We start from the raw sequence: 20,257 nt of genomic DNA, 5'->3' as shown, positions 1-20,257 counted from the left end.
TCTTTCCGTTTTATGGAATTAACTATTATAACTTGCAATTTCCGAAGGATAAATTTAAAATCCAAACAAGAATCATAATTTTCAACATTTATTAAAAAATTCTACTTCAATCAGATTAAACTTTATAAATTTGATTGTTTTTTTACCAAATATTTAAATAAACTTTTAATTAATTGAATGAACGAATGGATGTTATGCAGAAAATAAGAGCTTACATAAAAGGAACAGGCTCGTACGTTCCACCAAAAATTTTAAAAAATGAATTTTTCGAAAAAGTAGGTTCGTCCGACGAATGGATTTTCAAGAATCTCGGAATCAGAGAACGCCGAATTGCAGAAGGCGAAGTGACCAGCGATTTGGCCTACAAAGCCGGACTCAAAGCATTGGAAAACACCGATGTAAAACCAGAAAATATTGATTTAATAATCGTCGCCACTTCAACACCTGACCGTCAAGCGCCATCAACAGCGTGTTTCGTTCAGGAAAAAATGAATGCACCACAAGCGGTTGCCTTTGATATTTCGGCAGTTTGCTCAGGCGGACTTTATGGAATCGCAATCGGCTGTCAGTTCATAGAAACCGGAATGTACAAAAATGTTTTGGTTATCGGAGCAGACACTTTTTCGACTATTACGGATTGGGAAAGAAAAGATTCAGTTTTCTTTGGAGACGGTGCAGGTGCGATTTTGTTATCTGCAACAACTGAAGACAAAGGCTTTTTCGATTTCAAACTGCACGCGGACGGAACGGGGAAATATCATTTTAATATTCCAGCAGGTGGTTCGGAAATGCCGGCTTCGGAAGAAACTTTGAAACAGAAACTTCACTATTTCCAAATGAACGGCAAAGAGGTTTTTGAAACCGCAACCAGAGTTTTACCAGAAACCATCGACGAAATATTGGAAGCCAACAAAATGACTTCCGACAATGTAGATTGGGTAATCCCACATCAGCCGAGCATCAGAATCCTTCAGGAAACCGCCAGAAAAACCAACATTCCTTTCGAAAAAGTAATGACGAATATGGACAAATACGCCAACACTTCTGGCGGAACCATCCCAATTGTCCTTGATGAAACCTACAAAAGTGGAAAAGTAAAATCTGGAAACATCTTGCTTTTCGCAGCTGTTGGTTCGGGTTGGACTTGGGGAACTGCGCTTTATAAGGCATAATTTTTATCGCAAAGTCGCAAGATTTCAAAGTAAAAAACTAATAAAAGTCGCAAAGTTTTCATTTGCGACTTTTAAACAAAATTCAAATAAAAAAATAGCGCCTTTGCGTTAATATATAACACTTGGAAACTATGTTAGAAAATCAAACTTTCCTAATTACAGGAATTGCAGATGAAAATTCTTTGGCGATGAAAACCGCTGAGAAAATATTAGAGAACAACGGAAAAGTCGTTTGCACAGGTTTGGGCGTGACACCTTTCCACAACAATCTTTCTGAAAAAGCAGCAGGATTTCTCAATAAAAACTACGAGGATTTTGAATCGGCTTGTAAGAAAGTTTTGGGAAATGATGTTTACACCGCGCCTTTGGATGTGACACTTCCAGATAGTTTAAAATTCCTTGCTGAGGATTTGAAAAATAAAGACATTCAGCTGAATGGATTTCTTCACGCAATTGCGATGGACAAAACCATCCGAAACAAATCCGTGAAACCAATGCTGGAAGTAACTGCTGAGGAATTTAATGATACGATGAATGTTTCGGCGTTTTCGTTGATTTCGTTATGTCACGCTTTGTTGTCCAATGGTGTTTTGCAAAGAGGATCTTCGATTGTTTCGTTGAGTTATATCGCAGCAGAAAAAGTTTCGTTTTTCCCTTACATCAATATGAGTATTGCAAAAGCGGCGCTCGAAAGGCTGACGATAGAAATGGCTTATGAATTGGGAAAAGAATACGGAATCCGCGCCAACGCCATTAGATTCTCACCTTATATGGGAAGCAAAGCTGGCAACGCAACTTTGAAAGTTGAAGATGTGGAAAGAGCTAACAGAATCAGTCCGCTTGGAAATGCTTTGCCGGAAGATTTGGCTCACGAGATTGTTCATCTTTTCCGAAAAGAAACGAGAATTACTGGCGAAATCCGTCACGTGGATGGTGGTTTTCATATTATGGGATAGGTTGAGTTGGAGAATTTTTGGGTTTGAGAGTTGGAGTGTTTTAGAGTCTTAGAGTTTTGAAGGTCTTCGAATCCGCTCAGAATTACAAATCTAATTCCTAACTATTTATTTTCAGCGATGTCAGGCTGAGGCTCTCTAAGCCTTATCTATAACAAATCTCTCGCAGATTGGGTGGATTGAGCGGATTTATAAGAATTAAATTTGCAAAATCAGTTTAGTCTACGAAATATCTGACTATAGAAAACTTTACAATGAAGAAAATATTGACAATTTTAGTTTTAATTACAACTATTAAAACGTATTCACAAAGAAGCGATACTATTAAACTTTTCGATTTTAAATTATGTGAGTTGACAATTGATTATCTGAAACAAAAAGACCCAAATTTAAAGCAATCCAGCGTCGTCGAGATGGATTTATGCTCAGATGGTTTTGTTCAAGATGCTAGATTTGAAAACAGAATTGGATATGAAAGCCAATTATATCCAGACGTGATTTTTCAAAAACACCAATCTGACTTAAATACGATTGCGAAAATTCATTTAACAGAAGACTTTAAAGGTTATTTGCCTGATGGAAATTATATTGATATGAAAACCCTAAAAGCAAATGACATTATAAAAAAATATGATAGCCTGACTTGGACATCTCGTGGGTGCTCTGATTATTATGGAATTAATAACGGTAAAAAAATCTACTTTTATGTAAAAATCAATAAGGACAAAAAACCACAATATCCAATTGATAAAAAATATTATTCAGAACAACCTATTGTAGGAATTGCCTTTTGGGCTAATTGTTATTCATATCATAAAGAAAATCCGGAAGAGGTAAAACCATTAATAATACTGGACGGAAAAGAAGTTAGTGAAGAATCAATGTATTCTCTAAAACCCGAAGATGTCGACAAAATTAATGTGATAAAAGGAAAAAATGCAACAGATAAGTATGGAGAAAAAGGAAAAAATGGAGTTTTGGAAGTTTTTTCAAAAAAGAGAAAATAAATGTTGCATCATAAAAGTCTAGCATAGTTCATTAGGTTAAATTTTTAATAAATTCCAGTTGTATTCCCAAGTTGCCCAAAATACTAAAACAATATTTTTTTAACTGCAAAATTCTTATGTGACTTTTGTGGTTTTATTTCAAATTTATTGCGACTTTGCAAGACAGAAATTATTTCAAATTAATTGTGAGAATTTTATGAGAAAAATAAAAACAGCCTTGTTGGCTTACGGCGGTTCTGGGAAATTGTTTCACGCACCGTTTTTCGAAGTTCACGAAGGTTACGAATTATTGGGCGCTTATGAACGAAGCAAGAAATTAATCCAGCAAGATTATCCGGAAGTCACGAGCTTTGATTCTCTCGAAGCCGTTCTGGAAAGCGATGCTGAATTGGTTGTTGTGAATACGCCAATCGACACGCATTTCGAATTTACGAAGAAAGTTTTGGAAGCTGGGAAAAATGCTTTGGTGGAGAAAGCTTTTACGACAACTTCTGAGGAAGCTGAAGAATTGCACAAACTGGCGAAAGAAAAAAAAATGAAACTCTGCGTTTATCAAAACCGAAGATATGACAGTGATTTCAAGACTGTGAAAAAGGTTTTGGATGAGGATTATCTTGGCGAAATCGTGGAAGCAGAAATCCGTTTTGAAAGATACAATCCGGAACTGAGCCCGAAAGCGTGGAAGGAAAATGGAAATCCCGGCGCGAGCATTTTGATGGATTTGGGTTCGCACATCATCGACCAGGCTTTGACTTTGTTTGGTTATCCTGAGAAAGTTTTTGCAGATATCAGAAGGACAAGAGAGAATACGCAGATTGATGATTATTTTGATATTTTGCTTTATTATTCGGACAAACGCGTGAGATTGAAATCCAGTTATTTCGTGAAAGAACCAACGCCCGCGTATGTTTTCCACGGCAAGAAAGGAAGTTTCCTAAAACATCGTGGCGACGTGCAAGAAGATGAATTGAAATTGGGAAAAGTTCCGAATCGCGAGAATTGGGGAACGGAGCCAGAAGAAAAAACCGGACTTTTGGTTTACAATGACAGAGTTGTCCACTTCCCTACTTTTCAAGGGAATTATCTTAACTTTTGTGATGACCTTTATGAGGCGATTGTGAACGACAAGAAGGTTCCCGTGACTGCGAAACAGGCTTATCAGACGATGAAAGTGATTGAGGCAACGAAGGAAAGTTCTGAGAAAGGCAAATTGATATCTTTAGGATAAAACATTTATGTTTTTAATTTTTTTGTAAATTTGATATAAATAAAATCCAAATGAGTTCAGCCGAATTACAATTAAAATTAGATGTTATCAATAAAATAACCGAATTGAAAGAGATTCGGGTTATACGAGAAATTAAAAAATTGTTGGATTTTGAACTGGATGAAAATGCTTTTGTATTATCAAAACAACAAGAAAACAGAATTGCAGAAGCTCGAAAAGAATATGCAAATGGAGAAATATCCAGTGATGAACAAGTAAACAAAGAGATTCAGCAATGGCTAAACGAAAAATAGTCTGGACTAACTCTGCAAAACTTGAACTTAAGGAAATTCTAATTTATTGGACAAACAAGACCAAATCAAAAACTTACAGCAAAAAGCTCAGTACATCATTTAGCGAAGCTGTCAATCTATTATCTCAACATCCAAAAATTGGCAGAACAACAACAACTGATGAAAACACGAGAATCAGCATTGTTCGCAATTACTTGATTTTCTACGAAGCAACTGAAACGCAGTTGATTATTTTATCAATTTGGGATGCAAGAAGAGATGAAAATGATACAGACTTCGACTACACTTAAAAATTTTTAAAATGACAAGACTCAGAAAGTTTAAAAATTCTGGGTCTTTTTTTATGTTGGTTGGCGATAATTCTTAAATTTACGTCTTTAAGAAAAATTAGCTATGATAAAAGCCGGACTTGTGGGCGCGGGACATTTGGGAAAAATCCATTTGCGATTGTTGAATCAATCTGAGAAGTACGAACTCGTTGGTTTCCACGACAAAGACGCAGAAAACGGCCGAAAACTGGAATCGGAATTCGGTTATAAATATTTTGAAAGTTTGGAGGAACTTTTGAACGAAATCGAAATGTTGGATATTGTGACGCCAACGCTTTACCATTATGATTATGCATTAAAAGCGATTGAAAAAGGCATCCATTTTTTCATTGAAAAACCTGTGACGCAAACGCTGGAACAGGCGGAAGAAATTCTTCAAAAATGCAACGAGTTTGGAATCAAAGCGCAAGTTGGTCACGTGGAAAGGTACAATCCGGCGTTCATTGGTGCGAAAGATTATATTAAAAATCCAATGTTCATCGAGATTCACAGACTTGCGGAATTCAATCCGAGAGGGACAGATGTTTCTGTGGTTTTGGATTTGATGATTCACGATTTGGATATTTTGCTGAGTCTGGTGAAGTCGAAAGTGAAGTTGATTCACGCCAGTGGTGTTTCGGTTGTGAGCAAAACGCCGGACATTTGCAACGCGAGAATTGAGTTTGAAAATGGTTGTGTGGCGAATCTGACGACTTCAAGAATATCAATGAAAGCAATGAGAAAATCGAGATTTTTCCAGCAAGATGCTTATGTTTCTGTCGATTTCTTGGAAAAAAAATCCGAAGTTATCCGAATGAAACCAGCACCGGAAAATCCATCCGACTTTGATATGATTATCGAAAATGCGGAAGGCGAGAAAAACCAAATCCTTTTCGAATATCCGAACATTCAGCCGAATAATGCGATTCTTGATGAGCTGGAAAGTTTTGCCAATGCTATTCAATATGATGTTCCCGTTCAGGTTTCTTTGGAAGATGGAACGGAGGCTTTGAAGGTAGCGCTGGAGATTATGAGGTTGGTAAGTTATAAATGATGACCGATAATCGATGAATGATTATAAAAATTTTGCTCAATCAGAACTTGACAGACTAATTCCTATTCAAAACAGATTCAAGGAAGAATTTGATATTGATTCTTATGCTAATTGGTTTTATGATGGTGAGTCGGCGATTTTAAGATTATACAACAGTGACGATGATGAAATCTTTTTCAAATATATTCCCATTGGAACTTTTTCTTTGAGTCAGAAAACTTGGATGTGGAGCTGGTTCAATAATTATTTGAATGAGAAAAATAAAATTGAAACTTTAAAAATCAAACAATTTGGGGAAGAAAATCAATTTGAAAAATTAACAACTGGAACTTTTACAAGTGATGAATTTGATGGCTGGGAATTCTTAGCAATTAGTCAAAAATTATTAGCAGGAATTGGCGTTTATAAAATCAATGGAGACAATCTAGAACATTTCTTACTATTAACAGAGTTAATAAACCCCGACAGCAATCAAGAAATTAGGAAACTCAAACAAAAAACTGTAGATTGTGGTAATCACGGTTTTAAAAGACCAGCATTTGTTTGTCAGCATTTAGAACTTGATTCTAAGAAAGGTTTTGAGGAATCATTTGAAACTTTTCCAGGAATGGATTTGGAAGATGATGATGATTTTTCTGCTTGGTGCGATGAATGCGAAAGGAAGCGAATAGAATGCGATGGTTGGAACGACAAATCAGAAGAATTTGCAAAAATCAAATTAGTTTGTGAAGATTGTTATTTTGAAATGAAAAAATCCAATCAAAATAAATCATACTAAAAATATTGAGATGAAATTCCTACAACTATTTGTTTTCTTCTTCACCTTTTCATTATTTCATTCTCAAGAAGATCTAAACATCACGATTGAAAAAGAAAAGGTGGATGGAGATTACATTTTGTACATTTCCAATAATGAGTTGGCACCGGTAAGCATCGAGTTTACTTATGAAACTAAAAATATGGACGTTTCAATTCCCAATTCCACCATCAAGGTGATTCCTGCAAATACAAAAAGGGAAATTTTCGCCAAATTCTCTCCAAAAGAAAAGTTTGAGCCATACAGTTTCAAGTATAAAAATTATTATGTTTTAGGAGACATCAATGTTTCAAAGGCAGATGACACGACTTATTGGTTGCCTTACGAAAAAGATAAAACCGAGAGCATCTATCAAGGTTACAACGGGAATTTTTCACATCAGAATGCTTATTCATTGGATTTCAGTCACAAGTTTAATTCAAAAGTAACAGCATCGAGAGGCGGAAAAGTTGTTTTTGTAAAATCCGATTCCGATAAATTTTGCAGTACCAAAGATTGTGCTCAATACAATAACAAAATCATCATTCTTCACTCAGACCAGACATTAGGGGAATATGTGCATCTCAAAAAAAATGGTTCTGTGGTGAGAAAAGGAGACATTGTGGAGCAAGGTCAACTCATAGGTTACAGTGGAAATACCGGCTGGAGCAAAGGTCCACATCTACATTTTTCAGTTTTCACCAATAAAATCAACGGTGAGCGAACTTACTATAAAACGAAATTTCGGGTGAAGGAAAGTCCCAATCCGATCTACTTGCAGGAGAAAGAAAAATATACGCGAAATTATTAATCTACAAAGATCACGTTATGTGGTCTTTTATTTTTTGGACAGTCAGTTCCAGCTTTTCCTTGTTCTTTAGTTCGCATTCCCAGATGGTTATCACTTTCCATTTCATCTCTTTCAATTGGTCATTGGCTTTTAGGTCTCTTGCGATGTTTCTCTCAAATTTATCTTTCCAAAAATCCCTATTCGTTTTGGGCAATTTATATTGACAGTGTGGACATCGGTGCCAAAAACAACCATTAACAAAAATCGCAATCTTTTTCGAGATAAAAGCAATATCTGGTTTTCCGGGAAGTTTTTTGGAATGAAGTCTATAACCACGGATTCCATTTTTCCAAAGCTCTTTTCTAAGCAATAATTCCGGCTGTGTATTTTTGCTCTTGTTTTTTCGCATAACCCTTGAAACACTCTCACTCAAAGGAATTGGTGAACGTTTGTCTCTCACAAAATTATCTGGTTGCTTCATTGTTAGAATCCTTCACAAAATATATTATGTTAAATTCAAAAGCGAGACCAAATAGAATTTTGTAAGAATTGATGGTATAAATGAATCTAACTTTTTGTGAGTTCAAGAAATATGATATATTTACAATCGAGTATTATTGTTTCCAACCAAATAAATAAGAAAACAGAATCATCCAACTTTTGAAACGACGAAATAACTTTGTCTATTTAGAAATCAGATTAATGAAACCTTTATTTTCTTTTTTGCTCGTCTTCTTTTCATTGATAGTTTACTGTCAAGAAGATAACTATGATGTAGCTAAAAAAGAATTTGAAAAGTTTATTTTCAGTTCAGATTCTATTCAAATTGAAAATATTAAAAACGAAAAATTTGAGAATATACTTGATATTCAAAACTTTTATCACCCAATCACAAGAACGTTAGATTTTGGTTTGAAAGAAAGCATTTATGAATTACGATTTATGTATTCTGTGAATCGTATTCTTCGAGGGAGAGGAGTCAAGATATTTTTATTTTATCAAGATGGAAAGAATGTCGGAAAAATTATTGACTATTATCAATATGAAAATGAAGCAAAACAAATTTCCAGCAAATTTGATATTACTTTCAATAAATATATTGTCAAACATAATTTTTTTTATAACACTAAAACAAATGGAGATATTTTTTTAAAAGATATTTTGAATAGAGAAGTCTATGGCGATGGTTGTGGATACGAAATGACAATTACCAGAAAAATTGATGATGTAGAAAGGGATAATGTAGAAAATGTAGAGAAATATATCGAATGGATGAAATCCTACAATCCTGAATTACAAATGTGGGGATATTCTGAAATATATAAATTATTGAAAAATAATTTTATCGAGGTAGATTCAGAGGAATTAAAAATTTTCAATCATATAAAAAAAAGAAATTTGGTTATTGAAACTTGTTCCGGATGTACTTTAGGAATTTTTGAAAAAATATTTAAATAAAAAAATTAAAATAAATATGAAAAACATCGTTGTAATTGGCGCAGGAACTATGGGAAATGGCATTGCCCATACTTTTGCTCAAAGTGGATTCCAAGTAAAATTGGTAGATGTAAAACCTGAAAACCTTGACAGAGCCGTGAAAACCATCACGACAAATCTGGACAGAATCATCGCTAAAGGAAATCTGACTGAGGAAGAAAAAGCCAACACGCTGGGAAATATTACAACATTCACAGACCTAAAAGATGTGGCGGGAAATGCAGACCTCATCGTAGAAGCGGCGACAGAAAATCTGGATTTGAAACTGAGAATTTTTGCCCAAATGGACGAGTTGGCGCCAGCGAATTGTATTCTTGCAACAAATACCTCCTCTATTTCCATCACCCAAATTGCAGCCGCGACAAAGCGACCAGAAAAAGTCATCGGAATGCACTTCATGAATCCGGTCCCGATCATGAAACTGGTAGAAATCATCAAAGGTTATTCGACTTCGAAAGAGACTTTTGATGCGATTTTCGAGATGTCAAAACAATTGGGAAAAGTGCCCACAGAAGTGAACGACTATCCCGGTTTCGTCGCCAACAGAATCCTGATGCCGATGATCAATGAAGCCATAGAGACACTTTACAACGGCGTTGCTGGCGTGGAAGAAATTGACACCGTGATGAAACTCGGAATGGCACATCCAATGGGACCTTTGCAATTGGCAGATTTCATCGGGCTTGATGTTTGTCTCGCCATCTTGAATGTGATGTACGATGGTTTCAAAAATCCGAAATATGCGCCAAATCCACTTTTGGTAAACATGGTAATGGCAGGTAAAAAAGGAGTGAAATCCGGAGAAGGTTTCTACGATTATTCCGAAAGTAAAAAGGCGGAGAAAGTTTCGAAAATGTTTTTAAAATAAACCAAATGTTTACAAAAAAATTTCTCTTTGTTCTGTTATTCCCAAGTTTGATTTTTGCACAAGAAAATCGAATTTCTGCGGATTTTGACGGCGATAATATTCCTGACAAACTCTATTTGGATTCCAAAATAGGAGCGGTGGTTTATGAACTTTCTTCTCAGAAATTCAAAAAAGTGGCTTCGGATGGAATTGAAGATGTTGGGGAAATATTTTTTGATAAAACTAAAAATGGTTTCAAAGTAAAACTGAATCAGATGCGAGCCGGCTATGCTTATCAATTCCGCTACGAAAAAGAAACCGGAAAGATGCGATTGATTGGAATGGAACGATATGAGTTCGGACCAGCAAACAAAGACGGAAGCGGAGAATCCAGCGTCAATTTGCTTACGAATAATTACATTGGAGAGTGGAATTATTTTGACGAAAACAAAACAGAATTGGTAAGGATACCAAGCATCAAAAAGAAAATGGTTTTCCCGAAAACTTATTTCGATACTTTGAAAAATGAGTTTTCTACTTATATTGATAAAGATGTAAGTTATTATTTGGCTGAAAAAAAGAGGCTTTATAAAGATAAAAATCCATAATAAGAAGTGATTTCGGATTACGATTTATAACTTTGTCAGAATCAGATTTGGTTCTGACATTTTTTATTAATTAAACTATGATTTCAATAAAATTAAACGAAAAGTACGAGAAAACGCTTCAGTTTCTTCTGATAATCACAACCTACGTGATGATCATCCTGAGATTTCTCTTGAACGAAAAAGGTCGTATAAATCCCGACTCCATAAGGTACATGAGGCAATCGGAGATATTTCCAATCATTGACAATACTACTGCGCCACTCGGTTATCCATTGTTCATCAAATTTTTCACGTATTTTGGGATCGATGATTTTTGGAGTAGCAAATTGATCGGGATTTTAGCGTATACTTTCCTTTTATTTTTCGCTTACAAAAAACGATTTTTCTTCAAAGAATTGTTGATTTCGTCAGCGCTTTTCAGCTTTGTGAGTATTTTTTCTTTTACAATGGCTGAGGCTTTAACGCTTCCTTTTGTCATTCTGCTTTTCTACGTTGCGAATCAAATTTTAAATAATAAAACATCTACCAAAAGTGGAATTTTCTACCTGAGCTTCATTTTAATTTTATTGATCAATATTCGTTACAGCGCGTTGTTTCTGTGTTTTGGAACGGTGCTTTTTGGTTTGATCAATTATAAGAAATTCTACTGGAAAAGTTTTGTGATTTCTGGAATCATCGGCATTGGATTTTATGGTTTGTACAAGTTTTTGTTCATCGATTATTTTAATGAAAATTATCTTGATACGTTTCTGGAAATTGGTTTGAAATCCACGCCTACTCTACTTTTGGAATTGTTTCAAGGTTTGGCAACGAGTTTCAATCCATTCATCCACATTGCTGACCCGAATGGCGGAATTGTCAACTATGGAATCTATGGAATCGGTGTTTTGACAATCATCACAATGGTGTTTTTATTCATCAAAACAAAACTTACCGAGACGGAGAAATTCATTTTAATCGTATCTATTGTCTGTATTGTCTGTTCGTATTTCATTCAATATGTTTATTCTGTAAATGCGATAGATTACAGATTGTTAGCACCATTTTCCATTGGGATTTGGCTGGTGTTTTTCAGGAAATTATTTCAAGTATTTGATAGTTTGACCTACTCGATCGCATTTTTGACTTTGATGACGGGATTCGCTTTTACTTGGTTGTCAAAAGGTAATTATCTGGAGAATCGAAAAATGATCACTGAGTTTCTCGAGAATGAAAATATTAAAGATGAAACCATCAAATTCTATTTGAAAAGCGAAGAATCTGGCGACGACATCCAGACCGCAGAATTAATCAGCACCGTGAACCCGAAAATCTACGTCACTTTCCAGCCAAAAGACACGTTGCAAAAGAAGGTTCTCACGAAGCATAAAGTGGAAAATAAAACCCGTATCAAAAAAAATAATTATCAATAATAGTTTTCGGGAATTTTTCTATCTTTGAACCATAGAGTGACAGTCACAAAATGCTCTGATTTATTTAAAATTTTATATTATGAAATCGCAAAAGCGATAACATATGACCTTAACAACAATAAATTTATCCATATGAAATTACCTAAGTTTTTATTAGCCGACAATTCTGAATTTCCAGAAGACCTTTTTGTAGTACACACAGAGTATCCACGTTTCATCCTAAACGTAGAAGAGGAGGATGTAGAATGGTTGGATGACTTGGAAGGAGACGACGAAGAAACCGTAGCAAACGAAGCTACGAAAGTTGTAGAAGAAGCCTTCAAATGGTGTGATGAAGAACTTGCAAAATACGACGACGAGGAAGAAGACGAAGAATAATAAAAAAGGAACTCAGTTTTGAGTTCCTTTTTTATTATTCTTTAATTTTAGGATTATTGTTGCTTATTGAATTTCAAAAGTAACAAATTGTCTTTGTAAAGTTCCAAAGTGGTTTCTGTAGCCACATATTTATTAACTTCTTGAAGAACGCTGATATAGCTGGTCTCGGAAGTCATATTGTTGCACATTTTTCTGGTGGAACCAATGTTTTTCGCAGAGAAATTTCCAGCTGAAGTATCGATTACGGCATCGGAAAAATAGTTGTTGCAACCGGCATTTCCAGAGATTCTGTTTTGTTCTATTATTAGCGTTGGCTTGTTTGTAATGTCATCCGCCAAAACCCATTGCGTACCTGTAACCGGCGCCTGAGCCTTCCCAACTTTTGAAGCGTTTCCTAATCTGGTGGAACAAGAAACTATCGTCAAAGATAATATAGATGTTAAAAGGAGTTTTTTCATTTTTATAAAATTACATTTCAAAGATAGGATTTTCTTTTTAACATAATTATTTTTTTCAAAGTTTGGAATGTCGACTTATGAAATAATTACAAATAATCGCTTATTTAATGCAAAAATACAAACGCAAGGTCGACTAAATAAATTAATAATGAATAAGTTATGATTTTTAAATTTTAAAAGCTTAATTTTGCACCCCGAAAATAGGCATCTGATAACGCCTTGACAAATCATTAAAATCTACTTATGAAAAGAATAGGCGAACACAGAAAGCTACTCGGTGTTGATAAAACCGCAACTCTGAAAGACCTTAAAACCATTTACAGAAACACAATGAAGGACACGCATCCTGACAAATTTGTAAATGACGAAGCTGGAAAACTGGAAGCTGAAGACAAAAGCAAATCTGTGATCGAGGCTTATCACTTTTTGGTTAGCATCCACGAGGAAACTCAGGAAAAGTACAAAGAAGAATACACAGATACGATCACGACATCTATCATCACAGATTTTTATCTTGAAAAATCAATCTTAAAAGTTCAGCACTTGAACGGAAAGATGTTCGAATACATCGGTGTTCCAAGAAACATTTATATCAAAATGGTGAATTCAGATTCTCCAAGTCGTTTCGCAAGAAGACATATCTACGGGAATTTTATTTACAGAAAATCCGGTGAGGTGATGGCGGATTAATTTTCGACATTTTAAAAATATATGACTCTCAGATTTTTCTGGGAGTTTTTCTTTAGAACAATCTGGAACATAAAAAAATCGAGCTCAAATTATGAACTCGATTTTTACTTTTAATTGTAATTGATCTTTTAGTTCTTGATGAACTTTGAATCAATAATATTTTTATCCGAATAGATTTTAATCACATACAATCCTTTCGCAAGATCCGCAACCTTGATTGTTTTCCCACTTCCAACGGTTGATTTCAGAAGTTTTCCGCTTAGATCATAGATCTCGATTTTTGAGATTTTCTGTTCGGTTTGGATATTTAGGATTTCAGAAGTTGGATTTGGATAGATGACCGTTACAAATGTTTTAGCTTCTTGATTTGCCAAAACTCCTGTTTGTGTCACAACTATCGTTTTAGAATCTACACCGCCGTCGCCATTAATTATAACACTTGCAAATCTACTATTTCCGGAATTATTAGTTTCCGCAATCAATGTCAATTTTGAGTCTCCGCTTCCAGAGATTGTGTTCAAAGCACTTTTACTTTTTGAAAGTTTGATGGCAGATAGACCCAGCCAGTTTTGGTCGCTAGTCGCTGTCCAATCAACGTTATTAACCAAATCGAACTCAAATGAGTTTGCATTCTGCGGATTATTTGGCATCGCAACGTTGGTTAACGTCAAATAATTATTTAAAGGTGTCAAATATTTTTGATCCAATGTCCCAAAAGTAGCGAGATAGAGATTCGTAGCATTTTGATTATTGATTTTATAATTCAAGAAGTTCTGCTCTACCGAATAGCCAGAAACGTTGACTTTATCATTTTCTATAACATCGACCAAAGGAAAATAATACATTCCTTTGTCTGCAATTTTGTAATAAACCAAATTACCATTTGTATCAAGTTTCAACAAAATCTTGTTCCCATCTGTCGCATTGAAAGAATATTCTGTCCCATTGAATCTTACTTTGTCTCTAACAGAATAGTACATGTAAATATTTTTACTTTCATCTAGATCGATGTTGGTATAATTTCCTGTATTGCTATTGTTAGACTCCAGAGATTTCTGCCAAACAACATTTCCTGAAGTACTCACTTTTGCAACGAAGGGAACATACAAGTTTGTGCCAGAATAAACTTTCGGAATTTGAGCCATATCCAAACCTAAATATCTTGATGCATCTGAATCTCCATAATAATTTCCTGAAACAATGAAATCTGCTCCATCAAAATGTACATCGTTTGGCCAAGCATAAGACAGATTACCCTCCGGTGCATTGGCATAAAAATTCTTTCCAAATATTACATTTCCGGTATTATCAAACTTCAACATAAGATGCGCAATACCATTTACACCAGAAGGTACCACAACAGAACCAAAGACATAATCCGGAGCATCACTTGGACTCATTGGCTCACTAAAAACATAAAGATTGTCCTGATTGTCAAACACCGGGTTAAGAACATAGAATCCATTAGCGACATTCTTATAATACTTGGAATAGATGATATTTCCAGCGCTAGATAATTTAACAACAAACATAGAAACACCGCCTTCTGAAGGAATATTGAAATTATCCAAATCCAAAGAACCTTCTGTTTGTCCCACCAAATAAACATTTCCAGACTTGTCAGTTGCTACTGCTGTCTTAGAAACACCAGATTGATTGATCTGTTTGCTCCATAGTAATTTGCCATTTTGATCCAATTTCACAAAAGCTTTTGCATTTCCAGATGTTGTAACAAAATTTGTAGAGTTACCTTCCGAATCTGCAAATAAAGAAGAATTACCTTTTACTCCCGCAACGAAATAAAAATTATCATCTTTATCCGTAGTTGCAAAATCTTGGGCAATATTTAATTCATCTGCATTGGATGCATTTTGAAAACTTGCGGTCCATTTTGAAGTTCCATCAGCAGTCAATCTTGTGACATATCTAGTGAATATATTTTGTCCGTTTTCAAATTCTTTACCAAAGAAATTCCCTTTCCCTTCTGCCAATGCTGTAAAGAAAACATCAGACTTTTCAGATTTCAAATGCTTTTGGAATTGTTTAGAAAAGCTACCGCCAATAGAATTGCTTTTCTGTTTTGTCCATAATAGATTGGAGTTATCAGCACTAAAACCAGAGGTAGAAAACACCCTAACATTATTGTTATCCGTAACAGTATATCCTTTGCCGGAAGCACTCATTCTAAAACCGACTTGAGCCAACTGAATTCCCGATTCGTAAACTCCTTGTTTATTATAGGCCAACAATGAAGTGTAACTTTGAGCTTCTAATGATGCAGGTAAAGTTGTAGAAGTTCCATTTGGATTTGTAAAAGATGTTACAAGTGTAGAACCAAGTCTATTGATGATGTAATTCACTTGTTTGAAATCTCCCGAAGTACCGTAAGGAATAAGTTTCGAAGAATTATAGTCCGTTCTAATATTGAAAACGCCTTCTCTGTTAATGGATGTAGATGTACGAAAAAACGAAACTGCCCCAAGATCTAGATCAACTTTTGCTACAAAATTGTACAATCTTGTCAGGTTATCATAATTTGCATTTGGGTTGTATGTAAAAGAAGTTGTTCCTGTTTCGGTAATCAATTTTATTTCGGATCTTGTATAAAACCCTGTAAGGAGTAATGAACCATCGCTAGAAGTAGCAATATCACTTACATCAGAAAAAACCTGATAAAAACCGTCTGGAGAGGTTTTAAGTGAAGATGCAAAGTTCGCATCTTTATCGCCTTTCAAAACAAAGCCAACATAACTTTCATTGATAAATTCTGATCCAAAATTAACACCCGCATTCATCGTAGCTCCAGCTAAATATAAATTTTGATTGCTAAGTGCTAGGGACTTGAGCTCGACATTGTCATAAGTATTATTGTAAATAACATTGCCGTCATTATTATTAATTTTTAAAAGATGATTACCGCCGTAAACAAAAAAAACATGAGTTCCATCTGTAACAAGTTTTGTTTTAGCAACCGTGTTATTATACGAAGCAGTTCCCAGTGGCAAATAGGAAATCCATTGTGAAACACCATTTGAATCTAGTTTCATCAGAAATGCATCGGTTAGATTCGAAGATGTGATTGTACTGTTTCCAACCTTTACACTTCCCTGAAACTGTGCAAAAACATACACATTCTCATTGGCATCAACAAAGATACTTTTAGGATTTATTTTCCCGCCATTTCCAGCATCAAAAGTTTCAAACCAAGAATTTGTTCCGTTGTTGGCAGAGGATTTTAAAATGAATAAATCATCAACACCTATATTTTTGGCAGAAAAGCCCTCAAAACCAACTTCAGAGTTATTGATTGTCCCGACATGATAAACATAATTATCAGAACTTTCTACCAAAGTCAATCTACTCCCTTTTATGGTATTGAGCTGTATAAATCTGCTGTTGTCTGGAGCAGTCTGCGCAAAGTTTTCTTGAAAGCAAAAGAGGAGGAAAATAAATAACGCAAATTTCGAGATTTGCAAAGAATAGATTTTTGGGGGCATAAATTATTTTTCGCAAAGATATTTTAAAATAAATAGCGAGAGCAAATTAATATCATAGTTCACAGTTTATTAAGATAATATATAATGATTAAATTTGCCTTTCCAAAATTTATATCAATGTTAGAAACAGATATCATTATAATAGGTGCTGGTCCAACTGGACTTTTCACCGTTTTCGAAGCTGGATTGTTGAAATTGAGATGTCATTTGATTGATGCGCTTCCTCAGCCTGGCGGACAGTTGACCGAACTTTATCCTAAAAAACCAATCTTCGACATTCCTGGATTTCCAAGTGTGGACGCTGGCGTGCTGGTAGATAATTTGATGGAGCAGATCAAGCAATTCGAACCTCAATTTTCATTGGCTCAAAAAGCGGTGAGCTATGAAAAAACCGAAGACGGACAATTCATAGTTACGACCAGCAGAGGCGTACAAGTTAAAGGAAAAGCCATCGCAATTGCTGGCGGATTGGGAAGTTTTGACCCGAGAAAACCAGAGTTGGAAAACATCGCAAAATTCGAGGAAAAAGGCGTTGAATATTTCGTGAGAGATCCCGAGATGTTCCGTGACAAGAAAATCGTGATTGCTGGTGGTGGAGATTCTGCTTTGGACTGGTCTGTTTTCTTGGCCGATGTTGCTTCCGATGTCACTTTGATCCACAGACGTAATGAGTTCCGTGGTGCTTTGGATTCTGTAGAGAAAGTATCAGAATTGAAACATCAGGGAAAAATCAATTTGATTACTCCTGCAGAAGTAACTGGTTTGATTGGCGAAGATAAAATCACAGCCATCGAAATTGAAAAAGACGGCGAAAAATCCATCATCGAAACAGATTATCTGATTCCGCTTTTTGGATTGACGCCTAAGTTGGGACCTCTAGCATATTGGGGATTGGAGATTGAAAAAAATGCGATCAAAGTGAACAACGCTTTGGATTATCAAACCAACATCGAAGGCATCTACGCGATCGGCGATATCAATACTTATCCAGGGAAATTGAAGTTGATCCTTTGTGGTTTCCACGAGGCGACATTGATGGTTCAAAGTGTTTACAACAGAATGAATCCAGGCAAGAAATTCGTCCTTAAATATACAACCGTAAGTGGCGTTGACGGTTTCGACGGCACCAGAAAAGAAGCTGAAAAAGCGGTTGTGAAATCAATCGATTAGACCAAAAGAAAATAGACGGATAGATAATAGACTTTTTACATAGAATTCGTTTATTATCCATCATCTAAAAATCTACTCTCTTATATTTGCAAAATGTCAGACGTTAATATTACAATCATAGACAGAGAAGGCGTTTCTCACACAATCCCTGCTCCAACCGATATGGCGATGAGCCTGATGGAAATTGTTCGCGCCTACGAATTGGCGGAAGAAGGAACCATCGGGATCTGTGGCGGAATGGCGATGTGCGCCTCTTGCCAATGTTATATTTTGAGTGAAAATGTGCCACTTCCGGAAATGTTGCCAGATGAAGAAGCAATGCTGGATGAAGCCTACAACGTAAAACCAAACAGCAGATTGGGTTGCCAAATTCCTGTAACTCCAGAATTGGAAGGACTAATCGTAGAACTTGCACCAGAAGCTTAAATATATATTTAACCAAATAGGAACGTAGTTCATTTCTTTAAAAACAAAAGAGCAAATAGATTTCTTTTCTATTTGCTCTTTTTATTTGTGACTTTAAATTTTATCTATTAATCCAAAATAAATTTCTTAGTGATTACCTTTCCGGATTTTGTTTTGAAAACTGCCAAATAAAAACCTTTTGTCAATTTATTTAAATCAACTTTCCCTATGGATAGAACATTTTTAGATTCCAACAATTGTCGTCCGCTGGTATCGATAATAGTCAAATGCTCCAAAGATTCTTTTCCTAATCTGTAATTCAGCGCTTTATCTTTAACATAAATTTCAACCGAATTAGCGGAAGTTTCAGAAGTTGCAAGAACCGAACCTTTTGCTGTTTCTATGATAAATTCTAGACCTAATTTTGCAAACTTTGCCGCGTGCGTCGCTGTATTGTTGCTTCTCGATAACGTATCTGTACTTGAATGAATGTAAGGATTGGACTGTGAAAAAGAAGCTTCAAAAGGGAAAGCGGCATCAAAACCATTTTGTGCCCAACTGAAATGATCCGAACAGCCATAGTTGCAAATCGTATTTCCGTAGGTAAAAGCATGAGCGCCAGTTTTATTGTAATGCTCCATCAACTCTATCAAGAATAAATTAAGATCATTGCTGTTGTAAGAATCCGTTGAAATATAAACATCTCTGGAAGATCCTTTGTAATTGGTCATATCAAACTGAACGTAAGAAATCACATTCTTTCCTGTATCAGCATAATTTTCCGCAATCTCGGAAGAACCGACCAAACCAATCTCTTCCGCTGCAAACGCCATAAACTCAACTGTCCTGGCCGGTTTATAATTAAGATCCAACAACACTCGAATCATCTCTGTCACCGTCGCAATTCCAGATGCATCATCGTCTGCGCCTGGTGCCACAGCACCGCCCGAAATAGAATCCATGTGACCTCCAACAATGATATATTCTGCCGGGGTTGCATTGCCATTAATTGTAAAAACCAAAGAAGGCATCGGCGTTCTAACGTGGTTTACTATTCTCACAGACAAATCTGTTCTTCCTGTTGCGGCAATTAGGCTTTCCCATTTTGTTTTCAAATCCTGTACAGAAGTTTGCGCCTGAGTCGTGTTGTGACGTCTTGTGCCATAAGCTTCCAGAACTTGGATGTGACTTTTGATATTATCCGCATTCACTTTAGAAATAGCATTGTTCACCGCAGCATCTTGATTGATTGTAAAGTCAAGAACTTTATTAGATTTTTTTGATTTGCTTAATGAGTTTAATGCTTCCTGCTCCGACGATTTATAGATATATCCCGGCCCGTGCGTGATGACGTTGTGATGTAGAAATTCTGCCGCTTTTGGCGACACAAAGATAACGGATTCTTTGTCGTTAGAGTTTAGGATATCAACTTCGTCTGGCATTAGTGCTTTTAGCTCTGTTGCATTTTTTGCATCTGTGGTCGCATAGAATTTTTCTGATTGTGCAAATGCTTGATTGAAAAGCGCAAGAGAAAGTACAGGAAGTAATTTTAATTTCATTGTTTTTATTATCATTAATAATGTGTAAAATTAACCAAATTATTTAATTATCATTAATAATAACAAATATTAAATACGCATCTGATATTTAATCTCAATTGGAATTGTTTTTGAATGGATTGCAGAAAATATGCT

At 35.5% G+C, this 20,257-nt stretch carries 21 protein-coding genes; 17 read left to right on the top strand and 4 right to left on the bottom strand.

What is annotated here, in order from left to right; translation table 11 throughout:
• Positions 1–194: 194 nt before the first annotated feature.
• The 9 genes from IO90_RS11435 (at position 195) to IO90_RS18410 (ending at position 7,622) form a co-directional block, all read left to right on the top strand.
• Complete coding sequence (locus tag IO90_RS11435; RefSeq protein WP_034968984.1) at positions 195–1,172, top strand: 3-oxoacyl-ACP synthase III family protein; 978 nt, start codon at positions 195–197, stop codon at positions 1,170–1,172.
• Between the two features lie 131 nt (positions 1,173–1,303).
• Positions 1,304–2,128: an SDR family oxidoreductase gene (locus IO90_RS11430; RefSeq protein ID WP_034966559.1), complete on the top strand. Its 825-nt coding sequence runs from the start codon at positions 1,304–1,306 to the stop codon at positions 2,126–2,128.
• Positions 2,129–2,379: 251 nt separating this feature from the next.
• Positions 2,380–3,132 (top strand): hypothetical protein, encoded by a 753-nt coding sequence (locus IO90_RS11425; protein ID WP_034966557.1) that lies wholly within the window; start codon positions 2,380–2,382, stop codon positions 3,130–3,132.
• A gap of 196 nt (positions 3,133–3,328) precedes the next feature.
• A complete protein-coding gene (locus IO90_RS11420; protein WP_034968980.1) occupies positions 3,329–4,360 on the top strand; it encodes a Gfo/Idh/MocA family oxidoreductase in 1,032 nt (343 codons plus the stop codon).
• A 50-nt stretch (positions 4,361–4,410) separates the two neighbouring features.
• Positions 4,411–4,653, top strand: coding sequence for a hypothetical protein (locus IO90_RS11415; RefSeq protein ID WP_228374679.1), 243 nt, complete (start codon positions 4,411–4,413; stop codon positions 4,651–4,653).
• On the top strand, positions 4,635–4,943 hold the full coding sequence (locus IO90_RS11410; protein WP_034966554.1) for a type II toxin-antitoxin system RelE/ParE family toxin: 309 nt from the start codon (positions 4,635–4,637) through the stop codon (positions 4,941–4,943). The genes IO90_RS11415 and IO90_RS11410 overlap by 19 nt, the downstream gene beginning before the upstream one ends.
• A gap of 103 nt (positions 4,944–5,046) precedes the next feature.
• Positions 5,047–6,015, top strand: coding sequence for a Gfo/Idh/MocA family oxidoreductase (locus tag IO90_RS11405; RefSeq protein ID WP_034966553.1), 969 nt, complete (start codon positions 5,047–5,049; stop codon positions 6,013–6,015).
• A gap of 13 nt (positions 6,016–6,028) precedes the next feature.
• On the top strand, positions 6,029–6,793 hold the full coding sequence (locus IO90_RS11400; protein ID WP_034966551.1) for a DUF6882 domain-containing protein: 765 nt from the start codon (positions 6,029–6,031) through the stop codon (positions 6,791–6,793).
• A 10-nt stretch (positions 6,794–6,803) separates the two neighbouring features.
• Positions 6,804–7,622 carry a M23 family metallopeptidase gene (locus IO90_RS18410; protein ID WP_051878575.1) on the top strand — a complete coding sequence of 273 codons (819 nt, stop codon included), beginning with the start codon at positions 6,804–6,806 and terminating at the stop codon, positions 7,620–7,622.
• 10 nt (positions 7,623–7,632) lie between these two features.
• Here IO90_RS18410 and IO90_RS11390 read toward each other — a convergent pair whose 3' ends face one another.
• Positions 7,633–8,082, bottom strand: coding sequence for a very short patch repair endonuclease (locus IO90_RS11390; RefSeq protein ID WP_051878572.1), 450 nt, complete (start codon positions 8,080–8,082; stop codon positions 7,633–7,635).
• A gap of 221 nt (positions 8,083–8,303) precedes the next feature.
• Between IO90_RS11390 and IO90_RS11385 the strand changes: the two genes are divergently transcribed.
• The 5 genes from IO90_RS11385 to IO90_RS11365 all read left to right on the top strand — a co-directional run bounded on the left by IO90_RS11385 (position 8,304) and on the right by IO90_RS11365 (position 12,343).
• A complete protein-coding gene (locus IO90_RS11385; RefSeq protein ID WP_034966550.1) occupies positions 8,304–9,059 on the top strand; it encodes a hypothetical protein in 756 nt (251 codons plus the stop codon).
• A gap of 16 nt (positions 9,060–9,075) precedes the next feature.
• Positions 9,076–9,966, top strand: coding sequence for a 3-hydroxyacyl-CoA dehydrogenase family protein (locus tag IO90_RS11380; RefSeq protein WP_034968971.1), 891 nt, complete (start codon positions 9,076–9,078; stop codon positions 9,964–9,966).
• A 5-nt stretch (positions 9,967–9,971) separates the two neighbouring features.
• Positions 9,972–10,553 (top strand): hypothetical protein, encoded by a 582-nt coding sequence (locus IO90_RS11375; protein WP_034966548.1) that lies wholly within the window; start codon positions 9,972–9,974, stop codon positions 10,551–10,553.
• 77 nt (positions 10,554–10,630) lie between these two features.
• Complete coding sequence (locus IO90_RS11370) at positions 10,631–11,965, top strand: hypothetical protein (RefSeq protein ID WP_034966546.1); 1,335 nt, start codon at positions 10,631–10,633, stop codon at positions 11,963–11,965.
• A 132-nt stretch (positions 11,966–12,097) separates the two neighbouring features.
• The gene (locus tag IO90_RS11365) at positions 12,098–12,343 is read left to right on the top strand and encodes a hypothetical protein (protein ID WP_028121310.1); all 246 of its coding nucleotides are present in this window, start codon (positions 12,098–12,100) and stop codon (positions 12,341–12,343) included.
• Positions 12,344–12,396: 53 nt separating this feature from the next.
• Here the strand turns inward: IO90_RS11365 and IO90_RS11360 are convergent, their stop codons facing one another.
• Positions 12,397–12,801: an META domain-containing protein gene (locus tag IO90_RS11360; RefSeq protein WP_034966545.1), complete on the bottom strand. Its 405-nt coding sequence runs from the start codon at positions 12,799–12,801 to the stop codon at positions 12,397–12,399.
• Between the two features lie 243 nt (positions 12,802–13,044).
• On the opposite strand from IO90_RS11360, the gene IO90_RS11355 reads away from it, so the two are divergent.
• Complete coding sequence (locus IO90_RS11355) at positions 13,045–13,491, top strand: KTSC domain-containing protein (protein WP_034966543.1); 447 nt, start codon at positions 13,045–13,047, stop codon at positions 13,489–13,491.
• Between the two features lie 128 nt (positions 13,492–13,619).
• On the opposite strand, the gene IO90_RS11350 is transcribed toward IO90_RS11355, so the two are convergent.
• Positions 13,620–16,988, bottom strand: coding sequence for a T9SS type A sorting domain-containing protein (locus IO90_RS11350; protein ID WP_034966541.1), 3,369 nt, complete (start codon positions 16,986–16,988; stop codon positions 13,620–13,622).
• Between the two features lie 117 nt (positions 16,989–17,105).
• Here IO90_RS11350 and IO90_RS11345 point away from each other — a divergent pair, with 117 nt between their 5' ends.
• Together IO90_RS11345 and IO90_RS11340 are read left to right on the top strand one after the other, a co-directional pair.
• A complete protein-coding gene (locus IO90_RS11345) occupies positions 17,106–18,158 on the top strand; it encodes an NAD(P)/FAD-dependent oxidoreductase (protein WP_034966540.1) in 1,053 nt (350 codons plus the stop codon).
• A gap of 93 nt (positions 18,159–18,251) precedes the next feature.
• Complete coding sequence (locus tag IO90_RS11340) at positions 18,252–18,584, top strand: 2Fe-2S iron-sulfur cluster-binding protein (RefSeq protein WP_034966538.1); 333 nt, start codon at positions 18,252–18,254, stop codon at positions 18,582–18,584.
• Positions 18,585–18,691: 107 nt separating this feature from the next.
• Here IO90_RS11340 and IO90_RS11335 read toward each other — a convergent pair whose 3' ends face one another.
• Positions 18,692–20,122 (bottom strand): M20/M25/M40 family metallo-hydrolase, encoded by a 1,431-nt coding sequence (locus IO90_RS11335; protein WP_051878569.1) that lies wholly within the window; start codon positions 20,120–20,122, stop codon positions 18,692–18,694.
• Positions 20,123–20,257: the final 135 nt, after the last annotated feature.

The sequence above is a fragment of the Chryseobacterium sp. FH1 genome, assembly GCF_000735135.1.
Lineage (GTDB): Bacteria > Bacteroidota > Bacteroidia > Flavobacteriales > Weeksellaceae > Epilithonimonas.
Note: the sequence above shows the minus strand (reverse complement) of the source record. Positions and strands in the feature narration are given on the sequence as shown.